General features: G+C 74.3%; 9 protein-coding genes. 6 read left to right on the plus strand and 3 right to left on the minus strand.

All coding sequences use genetic code 11. The features are described 5' to 3' along the window. Positions 1-33: 33 nt before the first annotated feature. Positions 34-2,898 (minus strand): phosphoenolpyruvate carboxylase, encoded by a 2,865-nt coding sequence (gene ppc / locus ACZ6NC_RS29985; protein WP_465736937.1) that lies wholly within the window; start codon positions 2,896-2,898, stop codon positions 34-36. A gap of 259 nt (positions 2,899-3,157) precedes the next feature. Between ppc and ACZ6NC_RS29990 the strand changes: the two genes are divergently transcribed. Next, complete coding sequence (locus tag ACZ6NC_RS29990) at positions 3,158-4,426, plus strand: sensor histidine kinase (protein WP_465736939.1); 1,269 nt, start codon at positions 3,158-3,160, stop codon at positions 4,424-4,426. A gap of 61 nt (positions 4,427-4,487) precedes the next feature. Here the strand turns inward: ACZ6NC_RS29990 and ACZ6NC_RS29995 are convergent, their stop codons facing one another. Beyond that, on the minus strand, positions 4,488-5,033 hold the full coding sequence (locus ACZ6NC_RS29995; protein WP_465737001.1) for an SUKH-3 domain-containing protein: 546 nt from the start codon (positions 5,031-5,033) through the stop codon (positions 4,488-4,490). A gap of 60 nt (positions 5,034-5,093) precedes the next feature. Beyond that, positions 5,094-5,549, minus strand: coding sequence for a YwqJ-related putative deaminase (locus ACZ6NC_RS30000; protein WP_465736941.1), 456 nt, complete (start codon positions 5,547-5,549; stop codon positions 5,094-5,096). A 369-nt stretch (positions 5,550-5,918) separates the two neighbouring features. Here ACZ6NC_RS30000 and ACZ6NC_RS30005 point away from each other — a divergent pair, with 369 nt between their 5' ends. The 5 genes from ACZ6NC_RS30005 (at position 5,919) to ACZ6NC_RS30025 (ending at position 11,628) form a co-directional block, all read left to right on the plus strand. After that, positions 5,919-7,109: a Gfo/Idh/MocA family protein gene (locus ACZ6NC_RS30005; RefSeq protein WP_465736943.1), complete on the plus strand. Its 1,191-nt coding sequence runs from the start codon at positions 5,919-5,921 to the stop codon at positions 7,107-7,109. Beyond that, positions 7,106-8,086 carry an NAD-dependent epimerase/dehydratase family protein gene (locus ACZ6NC_RS30010; RefSeq protein ID WP_465736945.1) on the plus strand — a complete coding sequence of 327 codons (981 nt, stop codon included), beginning with the start codon at positions 7,106-7,108 and terminating at the stop codon, positions 8,084-8,086. The genes ACZ6NC_RS30005 and ACZ6NC_RS30010 overlap by 4 nt, the downstream gene beginning before the upstream one ends. Before the next feature lie 103 nt (positions 8,087-8,189). Further along, positions 8,190-9,341 carry a DegT/DnrJ/EryC1/StrS family aminotransferase gene (locus tag ACZ6NC_RS30015; protein WP_465736947.1) on the plus strand — a complete coding sequence of 384 codons (1,152 nt, stop codon included), beginning with the start codon at positions 8,190-8,192 and terminating at the stop codon, positions 9,339-9,341. Between the two features lie 57 nt (positions 9,342-9,398). Next, the gene (locus ACZ6NC_RS30020; RefSeq protein WP_465736949.1) at positions 9,399-10,514 is read left to right on the plus strand and encodes a DegT/DnrJ/EryC1/StrS family aminotransferase; all 1,116 of its coding nucleotides are present in this window, start codon (positions 9,399-9,401) and stop codon (positions 10,512-10,514) included. A gap of 112 nt (positions 10,515-10,626) precedes the next feature. After that, complete coding sequence (locus tag ACZ6NC_RS30025; RefSeq protein ID WP_465736951.1) at positions 10,627-11,628, plus strand: HNH endonuclease; 1,002 nt, start codon at positions 10,627-10,629, stop codon at positions 11,626-11,628. Positions 11,629-11,699: the final 71 nt, after the last annotated feature.

Raw genomic sequence — 11,699 nt, forward strand, 5'->3', positions numbered from 1 at the left:
GCCGCCGGCCCCTTCTGCGTGCGGCGGCCGGGATCAGCCGGTGTTGCGCAGGCCGGCGGCGATGCCGTTGACGGTCAGCAGCAGCGCGCGGGCGCGCAGCGGGTCCTCGTGCCGGCCGGTGGCGGCCTCCTCGCGCTGGCGGCGCAGCAGCGCCACCTGGAGGTAGGAGATCGGGTCGAGGTAGGCGTCGCGGACGGTGAAGGTCTGCTTGAGCACCGGGTTGTGCTCCAGCAGCTCGGTCTCGCCGGTGAGCCGGAGCACCTCGCGCAGGGTGCGGTCGTGCTCGGCGGTGATCTGGTCGAAGATGTGGTGCAGCTCGGCCGGCACCAGCTGCTCGACGTAGTGGCGGGCGATCCGCAGGTCGGTCTTGGCCAGCGTCATGGCGACGTTGGACAGGAAGTTCTGGAAGAAGTGCCACTGGCCGTACATCTCGTCCAGCACGTCGCCGAGGCCGGCTTCGCGGGCGGCGGCGAGGCCGGAGCCGACGCCGTACCAGCCGGGGACGATCTGGCGGGACTGGGTCCAGCCGAACACCCACGGGATGGCCCGCAGGCCGTCCAGGCCGGCGCCGGAGTCGGGGCGGCGGGACGGGCGGGAGCCCAGGTGCAGCGAGGCGAGCTGGTCGACCGGGGTGGCGGCGAAGAAGTACTTCGGCAGGTCCTCCTGCTCGACCAGGGCCCGGTACGCGGTGTGGGCGGCCTCGGAGACCTGGTCCATCGCGGCGTCCCAGCGGGCCAGCTCCTCGGGGGCCTGGCGCGGGGCGGTGTGCAGCGCGGAGGCGGAGAGGGTGGCCGAGATGGTCAGTTCGAGGTTCTCCCGGGCCAGCGAGGGCAGCAGGTACTTGTCGGAGATGACCTCGCCCTGCTCGGTGACCTTGATCTCGCCCTCCAGGGTGCCCCAGGGCTGGGCCAGGATGGCCTCGTGCGAGGGGCCGCCGCCGCGGCCGACGGTGCCGCCGCGGCCGTGGAAGAGGCGCAGCCGGATGCCGTAGCGGTGGGCGACGTCGCGCAGCCGGCGCTGGGCGCGGTGGATCTCCCACTGGGAGGTGGTGATGCCGCCGAACTTGGAGGAGTCGGAGTAGCCGAGCATGACCTCCTGGACGTCGCCGCGGAGCGAGACGAGCAGCCGGTAGGAGGGGTCGGAGAGCATCTCGTCCAGGATGCGGTCGGCCTCCTGGAGTTCGTCGGTGGTCTCCAGCAGCGGGACGATGCCGATCGTGGCGATGCCGGCGTGCAGGTCGATCAGGCCGGCCTCGCGGGCGAGGACGGTGGCGGCGAAGACGTCGTCGGCGCCCTGGCACATCGAGATGATGTAGCTCTCGACGATCTCGTCGCCGAACCGCTCGAAGCCCTCGCGGATGGTGTTGAAGACGCCGAGGGTCTTGGTGCCGGCGGCGTCCAGCGGGGCCGGGGTGGGGGCGAGGGGCCGGCGCGAGCGGAGCTCCTTGGCGAGCAGCTTCTGCCGGTACTCGCGGGGCATGTCGGCGTAGCGCCAGGCCTCCTCGCCGAGGCGGTCGAAGAGCTGGCCGAGCGCGTGGTGGTGGGCCTCGGCGTGCTCGCGGACGTCCATGGTGGCGAGCTGGAGGCCGAACGCCTCGATGGTGCGGATGGCGCGGGCGAGGCGGCCGTCGGCGATCAGCTCGCCGCGGTGGGCGCGCAGCGAGTCCTGGACGAGCCGGAGGTCGGCGATGAGCTCGCGGGTGCCCAGGTAGTCGCGGCCGGCGACGTGCGGGGTGCCGTGGGCGAGCCGCTCGCGGGTGTTCTCCAGCTTGAGCCGGACGCAGGTGGCCTTGAGGCGGTAGGGCTCCTCCGCGTTCATCCGCTTGTAGCGCGGGCTGAGTTCGGGGAGCAGGTGCAGGTCGGTGTTGAGCGAGGCGAGCAGCTCGACCGAGGCGCCGGCCAGCCGCTCGGAGGTGGAGAGGGAGCCTCGCAGGTCGTCGACGGCGGCAAGGGCGTCCTTGATGCCGTACTCGTGCTGGAGGTTGAGGACGTCCCAGGTGACCTGCGGGGTGACGTTGGGGTTGCCGTCGCGGTCGCCGCCGATCCAGGTGCCGAAGGTGAGCGGGCGGACGCCGTCGGGCAGGGTGAGGCCGACCCGGGCGAGCTCCTCGTGCAGCTCCTCCAGGACTTCCGGGACGGCCTCGCGGTAGAGCTCGTCCAGGTAGTAGACGGCGTTGCGGGCCTCGTCGGTGGGCTCCGGGCGGGCGATCCGCAGCTCGTCGGTCTGCCAGAGCAGGTCGATGACCTCGGCGAGCCGGCGGTCGGCCTGGCGCTGAAGGGAGGTGCGCCGCGCAGCGGCCCGGTCGGGGGTGGTGGCCGGGGTACGGGCGGGCGAGGTGCGGGCCGGGTTCGCCTCGGCGAGGCCGGAGGCGAGCTGGTCGCGGTGGATCCGGTCGAGGAGTTCGCCGATCCGGCGGAGCTTGTTGAGGACGCTGCGGCGGGCGGCCTCGGTGGGGTGGGCCGTGAAGACCGGGCGGACGGCCAGGTGGGCCAGGGTGTCCGCGAGGTGCTTGGGGTCGGCCTCGGCCAGCTGGTCGGCGGTCTGGGCGAGCAGCGAGCCCTCGCGGGCCCGGCGGGTGGCGAACTCACGGCCGCGGTGCACCTGTTCGGTGACGTTGGCGAGGTGGAAGTAGGTGGAGAAGGCGCGGACCAGCTTGGCGGCGGTCTCCAGGTCGATGTCGGAGAGCAGCTCGGCGGTGGCCTCGCCGTCGGTCCGGCTGAGCAGCCGGACCTGTTCGACCAGGCCCAGGAGCTGGGGGCCCTCCTGGCGGACCAGCGTCTCGCCGAGCAGATCGCCGAGGCGGCGGATGTCCGCGCGCAGGGCGGTGTTGTCAGCATCGGCGCCGGCTGCGCCGACACGGCTTGGGCTGTCCGCCGGGGTGGGGACCGGAGCGGTCACGGCTGGCTCCCTGTGGTGGTGGGGTTCGGCAACGGCTCATCGCCACAGTTCCGCGCGCGTGTGGCGCGGGTGACGCGTGCGGACCGCGCTGTCCGACGCGACCAGCATAGGTGTCGGGAGGGGTGGTGTCCGCGAGGTGGCCGGATGGCGGACAAGATCACAGTCTCGGCATGTGGTCTGGACCACTTGGCCACTCGAAAGGGTGTCGGAACGGAACCGGGTGGGGAGGGGAGGGGGTTCGCGCTTAGGCTGTGTGGTTATGAGCAAGTCGCCTGGGGAGCGCGCGCAGGACCGGTCGTTCTGGTGGTGGGAGCGGCGCCGCAGCGCTCTCCTGGACATCGGGCTGGCCGCGCTGGCGGCTCTGGAGTGCGCGGCGAGCGCGGTCGCCTTCCTGGCGCCCCGGGTCCACCTGGGGGCGCTCGCGATCGTCGGGGTCGCGCTGTTCGGCGCGCTGGCCGGGGCCAGCCTGGTGCTGCGGCGGCGCTGGCCGGCGGTGCCGCTGCTGGTGGCGCTGCTCGCGATGCCCGGGATGCTCGGCGTGGTGCTGCTGGTGGTGTCGCTGTACACGCTGGCGGAGACCTGGGAGTGGCCGACCCGGCGCCGTCGGGTGGTGGCGCTGTCGGCGCTGGCCTTCGCCGAGGCGGTGGCCGTGATGCTGGTGCAGATGCTGACGCCCTCCGACACGACGGTGGAACAGCCGCCGCTCTGGGGTCAGGTGCTGCTGTCGGTGCTGGTGGCCGTCGGCCTCACCGTGCCGCCGGTGGTGACCGGCCTCTACATGGGCGCGCGGCGGCGGCTGATCGAGTCGCTCAAGGACCGCGCCCACGGCCTGGAGACCGAGCTGGACCTGCTGGCCGAGCAGGCCCGCGAGCGCGCCCGCCGGGCCCGGCTGGAGGAGCGGACCAGGATCGCCAGGGAGATGCACGACGTGGTGGCGCACCGGGTGTCGCTGATGGTGGTGCACGCCGGGGCGCTGGAGCGGATCGTGGCCAAGGACCCGCAGAAGGCGGCGCAGAGCGCCAAGCTGATGGGCGAGGTCGGCCGGCAGGCGCTGAACGAGCTGCGCGAGATCCTCGGGGTGCTGCGGATGTCGGACGAGACCGCGCCGGAGCCGGACTCGCTGACCGGGCTGCCCCGGCTGGTCGACCAGTCCCGGGCCGCCGGGATGGCCGTCACCCTGACCGTCAGCGGCGGCCGCCAGGAGTTCACCACCGAGGCCGAGCAGACCGCGTACCGGGTGGTGCAGGAGGGCCTGACCAACGCGCACAAACACGCCGGCGGCGCGGAGGTCTCCGTCCTGCTGGCGTACGCGCCCAACGGTGTGCGGGTGAGCGTGGTGAACGCCTGCCCGGACGGCGAGCGCGGCGCGGCGGCGCTGCCCAGCGGGGGTAACGGGCTGGTCGGGATGCGCGAGCGGGTGGTCGCGCTGGGCGGCACCTTCTCGGCCGGTCCCGAGCGGGACGGCGGGTTCCGGGTGGAGGCGGTGCTGCCGTCCCGGCTGGCGGTCCGCGCCGACCGGCTGGCCTGAGGCGCGGCTGCCCCGGGCTGGGAAGCGGCTGCCCTGCCCTGCCCGGGGCGGCTCCTGCCCGCTACGTCTCGTCGGCGGTGCGCAGCCGCTCGGGCGCGGTGCCGAGGACCAGCGAGGTGATCGCCTGGTCGATGCCGTGGCCGAGGAACCACTCTCCCGTGTGGTCGAGGCTGTAGACCCGGCCCTCCTCGTCGACGGCGAGCAGTGCCTGCCCGTACGCCTCCTCGCCGAGCGGGGCGAGCCGGGTGTCCAGGGCGCGGCCGAGGTCGGCCAGGGTGCGCGGCTGGTGCAGCCCGCGGAGCGGGTCGACCAGGAACGGCGTGCGGGCCAGCTGCCGCCCGGGACCGGCCAGGTCGAAGGCGAGGCCGCCGAACTCGGCCCAGGCCTCCACCGCCGCCGGGAACACCGTGTGCTGGACGCCGGCCGGGGTGCCGTACCCCATCAGGGTGTCGGCCCACTCCTCGGCCTGCCGGATCTCCCAGCGGCCGGGGTGCCAGCCGGCCGTCTTCAGCTCGGCGGCGACGTCGGCCGGGAAGCGCGGGCGGGTCCGGAGGGCGGGCCCGCCGAGCGTGCTCGGCGGGGGCGGGGGCGGGCTGGTCGGGTTCAGGACGGGCTCCGGTGGCTCGGGGACAGGGGGCGTACGGGGGTGCGGGGCCGGCCGGTGCGGTCAGCGCGGTCCGACGGCGACGCTCTGCACGGTGAAGTGCTCCAGCAGCGGGACGCAGGAGCGGCAGGGCGGGGCGTGGGTGCCGTGCGCCGGGTCGTGCTCCTCGCGGATCCGGACGGTGGTCAGCCGGGAGCCCTTGAGCGCCTTGCGGGCGTCCTGCACGCTCATCGGCTTGCGGGAGGCGCGCTTGGAGCGTCTGGCGTCCACCGTGGTCAGGTACTGGGAGAGCAGGACGGCCTCCGGGCAGCGGCCGGTGAACCGCTCGCGGTGCTCCGGTGGCAGCGCGTCCAGGAAGTCGCCGACCAGCGGGTGCAGCACCGGACGCCGGGCGGGCTTGTCGCCGGCCAGCGTGTGCACCTCGCCGCCCTTCAGTGACAGGGCGGCGGCGACGGCGGGCAGCAGGCTGTCGCGGTGGTGGCGCAGCAGGGGCGGTCCGGCCGGTTCCCCGGTGGTCATGGGTCGTCCTCCTCCTCTTCCCGCTGACGGCACGGCCGGCAGGGGCCGGCCCGGGGCAAGCCTGTCAAATGTCACCGACATTCGTACAACCGGGGTGCGAGGGCGGACGATCGGTCCCGGCGGCAGGCCGGGCGGGCACGTGATGTCGGCCGGATCCGCACGCCATCGTCACGACTCGTCCCCGGGTTTCCCGAATCCGCCCCCGGCCGGCGGTGGCGGCCGGTAGCGTTCCAGCAGTGGGCCAAGGGGACGGCCGGCCGGAGGGGGGTTTCCGGCAGGGCATGACAACTCCTTTGCCCGCACTGGCCGTTGAGGCCCACGGACCCGAGTGCTCCGGAGGCCAAGCCGACAAGCAAGGGGGGTCTTGCGATGACGGAGACGGAAACCGCCAACGAGGCACCCGGCGAGCACGTGCCCACGCCGGGTGTGCCGCCGCAGCCCGCGCCCGCGCACCCGGTCGGGATCGCCGTGGTCGGGGCCGGCTACTGGGGCCCGAACCTGGTCCGCAACGCGCAGCAGACGCCGGCGCTGCGCCTGCACTGGCTCTGCGACCTGGACGAGAGCCGGTCCCGCCGGGTGCTGGGGGAGTACAGCACCGTCCGGTCCACCACCTCGTTCGAGCAGGTGCTCGCCGACGAGCGGGTCGGCGCGGTCGCCGTGGCCACGCCCGCCGCGGCGCACTACCGGCTGGTGCGGGCCGCGCTGGAGGCGGGCAAGCACGTCCTGGTGGAGAAGCCGATCACCACCTCCGCCGCGGAGGCCGCCGAACTGGTGGCGCTCGCCGAGGAGCGCGGGCTGGTGCTGATGTGCGACCACACCTTCTGCTACACCCCGGTGGTGCGCCGGATCCGCGAGCTGGTGCACGGCGGGGAGATCGGCGACGTCCAGTTCTTCGACTCGGTGCGGATCAACCTCGGGCTGGTCCAGCCGGACGTCGACGTGCTCTGGGACCTCGCCCCGCACGACCTGTCCATCCTCGACTTCGTGCTGCCGCCGGGCGTCGAACCGGTCGGGGTCTCCGCCCAGGGCGCCGACCCGATCGGCGCCGGCCGGGCCTGCGTCGCCTACCTGACCGTCCGGCTGAGCAACGGCGCGCTGGCGCACTGCCACGTCAACTGGCTCTCCCCGACCAAGGTCCGCACCACGCTGATCGGCGGCTCGCGGCGCACCCTGGTCTGGGACGACCTCAACCCGCAGGCCCGGCTCGCGGTCCACGACCGCGGCGTGGACCTCACCCCGCCCGACGAACTGACCGACGCGATCCGCCACCAGGCGCTGATCTCCTACCGGGTCGGCGAGATGGTCGCGCCCGCCCTGGTCGAGCAGGAGGCGCTGCGCAACGTGATGGCCGAGTTCGCCGCCGCCATCACCGAGGGCCGGGCGCCGCTCACCGACGGGCGGGCCGGGCTTCGCGTGCTGCAACTGCTGGAGGCGGCCTCGCTCAGCCTCGAACTCGGCGGCGCCACCGTCCCGGTGGGTGCCGGCCTGGACGACGCAGTGACGATCGACCGATTGTCCGACGCCCTGGAAGACGCTCAGGAAAGGTCCGCCGCGCGGTGAACGCTGTACAGATCGAAGGCTCCCGCTGCCTGGTCACGGGCGGGGCCGGCACCATCGGCTCCACCGTGGTCGACCAGCTGATCGAGGCGGGCGCCCGCGAGGTGGTCGTGCTCGACAACTTCGTCCGCGGCCGGACGGCCAACCTGGCGAACGCCCAAGAGATCGCCACGCCCGGGCAGCTGCGGGTGGTGGACGGCGACATCCGCGACCGCGCGCTGCTGCGCGACCTGCTGGACCCGGGCACCGACCTGCTCTTCCACCTGGCCGCGATCCGGATCACCCAGTGCGCCACCGAGCCCCGGCTGGCCCTGGAGATCATGGTGGACGGCACCTTCGACGTGGTCGAGGCCGCCGCCGAGGTGGGCGTCGGCAAGGTGATCGCCTCCTCCACCGCCTCCGTCTACGGCCTCGCCGACACCTTCCCCACCCCCGAGACCCAGCACCCCTACAACAACGACACCCTGTACGGGGCCGCCAAGGTCTTCAACGAGGGCCTGCTGCGCTCCTTCCACGCCATGTCCGGGCTGGACTACGTCGCGCTGCGGTACTTCAACGTGTACGGGCCTCGGATGGACGTGCACGGCAAGTACACCGAGGTGTTCATCCGCTGGATGGAGCGGATCGCCGCCGGGCGACCGCCGCTGATCTTCGGCGACGGCGCGCAGACCATGGACTTCGTCTACACCGAGGACATCGCCCGGGCCAACCTGCTGGCCGCCGCCGCGCCCGTCACCGACCAGGTCTACAACATCGCCAGCTCCACCGAGGTCTCGCTGCGCGGCCTGGCCGACGCGCTGCTCGCCGCGATGGACCGCCTCGACCTGGACGTCGAGCACGGGCCCGCCCGGGGCACCGCCGGAGGCGTGGTCCGGCGGCTGGCGGACATCACCGCCGCCGAGCGCGACCTCGGCTGGAAGCCCGAACTGGGCCTCGACGACGGCCTGCGCAGGCTGGTCGCCTGGTGGCGCGAGCAGTAGTCCCCCTCGTCTGTCCGGCCACGGCAGTCACGGCAGCACCGCAGGCACGGCAGGCACGGCAGTTATGGCAGTCACGGCAGTCACGGCAGTTCGGAGTACAGCTGTGTCCGAGAACAACCCCGTCATGCCCGACATCCCGGTGATGGTGCCGTGGCTCGGCGAGGAGGAGGCCGAGGCCGCCGCGGAGGCCGTCCGCTCCGGCTGGGTGGCCCAGGGCCCCCGGGTCGCCGCGTTCGAGCGGGCCTTCGCCGAGCACCTCGGCGTCCCGCACGCCGTCGCCGTCTCCTCCTGCACCACCGCCCTGCACCTGGCGCTGATCGGCGCCGGCATCGGGCCCGGGGACGAGGTCGTCGTCCCCTCGCTCTCCTTCGTCGCCACCGCCAACGCCGTCACCTACGTCGGCGCCGTCCCGGTCTTCGCCGACGTCGACCCGGCCACCGGCAACCTCACCGCGGCCACCGTCGAACCGCTGCTCACCGGCCGGACCAGGGCCGTCATCGCCGTCGACCAGGGCGGCGTCCCGGTCGACCTGGACGCGATCCGGGCCGCCGTCGAGCCGCGCGGGGTCACCGTGGTCGAGGACGCCGCCTGCGGGGCCGGCTCGGTCCTCCGCGGCCGCCCGGCCGGCAGCACCGCCACGATCGCCGCCTACTCCTTCCACCCGCGCAAGCTCCTCACCACCGGCGAGGGCGGCATGGTCACCTGCCAGGACGGCGAACTCGCCGCCCGGCTACGGCGGCTGCGCGAACACGGCATGAGCGTCTCGGCCGCCGACCGGCACGCCGCGGCCGGCGGCGCGAGCCTGCTGGAGACCTACGACGAGATCGGCTTCAACTACCGGATGACCGACATCCAGGCCGCCATCGGCCTGGTGCAGCTGCGCAAGCTGCCGGCCATGGTCGCCCGGCGGCGCGAACTCGCCGCACGGTACCGGGAGCTGCTCGCCGGCACCGGCGCCCGGCTGGTCGCCGACCCGGCGCACGGCACCACCAACTACCAGTCCTGCTGGGTGTTGCCGCCCGACGGCGCCCCCGACCGCACCGAGCTGCTCACCCGGCTCGCCGAGGCCGGCGTCTCCGCCCGGCGCGGCATCATGGCCGCCCACCTGGAGGCCCCGTACAAGGGGACCGCCCGGGTGCCGCTGCCCGCCACCGAGCTGCTCACCCGCCGCTCGCTGATCCTGCCGCTCCACCACGCGCTCACCGAGGAGCAGCAGGACCGGGTGGCCGCCGCCCTGCGCGCCGCGCTCGGCTGACCGGCCCGCCCGATCGCCTCGCACAGACCCGCCGAGACGCCCCAGGGGGAGACCAGGATGACCACCGATCAGCCGCCCGTCCCGCTCGTCGATCTGAAGGCCGCGCACGCCGAGGTCGAGGCCGAGGTCCGGGCCGGCTTCGACCGGGTGCTCGCCACCGGTGGCTACATCAGGGGCCCCGAGGCGGACGGCTTCGAGGCGGAGTACGCCGCCTTCTCCGGCACCCGGCACTGCGTCGGCGCCGCCAACGGCACCGACGCCCTCGAACTGGCCCTGCGCGCCCTCGACCTGCCCCCCGGCGGCGGTGTGGTGCTGCCCGCCAACACCTTCGTCGCGACCGCCGAGGCCGTCGTCCGGGCCGGACTGCGGCCGGTGCTGGTCGACGCCGACCCCGACCACCTGCTGATCGACCCGGTGCGCGTCGCCGACGCCCTGCCGGGCGCGGTGGCGCTGCTGCCCGTCCACCTCAACGGGCAGCTCGCCCCGATGGCGCCACTGCTGGAGCTGGCCGGCGACCGGCCCGTGGTGGAGGACGCCGCACAGTCCCAGGGCGCCCGGCAGGACGGCCGCGCCCTGCACGGCCGGATCTCGGCCACCAGCTTCTACCCAGGCAAGAACCTCGGCGCGTACGGCGACGCGGGCGCCGTCGTCACTGACGACGACGGCCTGGCCGCCGCCGTCCGGTTGACCGGCGACCACGGCTCCGGCCGCAAGTACGAGCACGAGCGGTTCGGCTTCAACTCCCGGCTGGACGCCCTCCAGGCCGTCGTCCTGCGGGCCAAGCTGCGCCGGCTGCCCGCCTGGAACGAGGCCCGCCGGGCCGCCGCCGCCCGCTACCACCGGCTGCTGGCCGGGCTCGACGGCGTCACCCTGCCGCGGACCGCGCCCGGCAACGAGCACGTCTGGCACCTGTACGCGGTGCGGATCGGCCCCGGCCGGGACCGGGACGCCGTGCTCGCCGCCCTGCAGGCGGCCGGCATCGGCGCGGGCATCCACTACCCCGTGCCGGTCCACCTCCAGCCCGCGTTCCGTCACCTCGGCCACGGCGAGGGCGCGTTCCCGGTCGCCGAGCGGGCCGCCCGGGAGCTGCTCACGCTGCCGCTCTACCCGCAGATCACCGAGGGCCAGCAGGAGCGCGTCGCCGAGGCCCTCGCGAAGGCACTCCCGGACTGAGGCCCGATCCTGCTCCGTCCCCCGGGCGGGGGTCCGGGGCCCGGGCCGACCCCCTACGCTGGTAGCCAGCAAGCGCACCGAAGTATTTGCAGCAGCCAGTGGGGGCTCCCAGATGACGACAGGTCGGCCCGGCGTCACCGCCGCACCGAACGCGGCGTACGCAGGTCAGGTGGTGCAGTTCCCGGACCCGGTCCGCGCGGAGCGGCACCCGGCCGGGGTCCAGGTGGACGAGTACGGCCTCCCGGACTTCGGTCCCTACGCCGCCGCCGCGGCCGAGGTCGCCGACCCGCCGGAGGGGTTCGGCGTCGACGAGCTGCGCCTGACCGACTACGTCTCGGCCAACGCCGCGCAGTTCACCCAGGGCCACCCGCTCTGGGCCGACCTGGAGACCGCCGTCGCCACCCCGCCCGGCTGGACGTGGCACCACGCGGTCGGCCGGGCCGCGCCCGGCTGGCGCCGGATGGAGCTGGTCCCGGTCGAGGTCAAGGCGCTGCTGCGGCACCACGGCGGCCTGGCCACCTCCAGCGCCGACCACAGTCGCCGCGGCACCCGCCCGCTGCAGGAGCGCCGGCCGGTGCACTTCTCGCTCGCCAGGGACGGCAGCGACCCGATCGGCGTGCCCGAGGACCTCGTGCAGCGAGCCGAGGAGCGCCTCGGCTACCGGCTGCCCGGCGCCTACCGGACCTTCCTCAAGCTCGGCGGGGGCCGCGCCCCCGTCGGCGTGGCGCTCGACCCCGAGCTCGGGCTGCTGCTCGACCAGCCGTTCCTGACCCTGAGCGAGGAGTACGGCACCGAGGACGTCGTCTACGCCAACAAGTGCCTGCGCGACCACCTCACCAAGGACTACCTGGGCATCGCCTACGCCCAGGGCGGCATCGTGGCGCTCAAGGTGCGCGGCGACCGGATCGGCTCGGTCTGGTTCTGCCTCTACGACGACGCCCGCGACAGCGGCGCGCCCGAGGCGCCCGAGGACCGCGTCGCCCGGCTGCTGCTGCCCTGCGGCGAGGACTTCGACGCGTTCCTGCTCCGGCTGGCCGGCAGCCCGCCGGAGCTGGAGACGGTGGCGGAGCTGATGGTGGACGGCGGGTTCGCCCGCGCCGTGCCGGTGGGCTGACGTGGCCCCGGTGGCGGTGGTCAAGGGTGCCCGGCAGGCCGGTACGAAGCGGCAGGCCGGTACGAAGCAGC

The organism is Kitasatospora sp. NPDC041988 (assembly GCF_055588525.1).

Bases quoted from the DNA above. Each gene is read 5' to 3' on its own strand.
- ACZ6NC_RS29990 (WP_465736939.1), top strand. From the start codon at position 3,158: ATGAGCAAGTCGCCTGGGGAGCGCGCGCAGGACCGGTCGTTCTGGTGG.
- ACZ6NC_RS30020 (WP_465736949.1), top strand. From the start codon at position 9,399: ATGACCACCGATCAGCCGCCCGTCCCGCTCGTCGATCTGAAGGCCGCG.
- ACZ6NC_RS30000 (WP_465736941.1), bottom strand. From the start codon at position 5,549: ATGACCACCGGGGAACCGGCCGGACCGCCCCTGCTGCGCCACCACCGC.
- ACZ6NC_RS30005 (WP_465736943.1), top strand. From the start codon at position 5,919: ATGACGGAGACGGAAACCGCCAACGAGGCACCCGGCGAGCACGTGCCC.
- ACZ6NC_RS30025 (WP_465736951.1), top strand. From the start codon at position 10,627: ATGACGACAGGTCGGCCCGGCGTCACCGCCGCACCGAACGCGGCGTAC.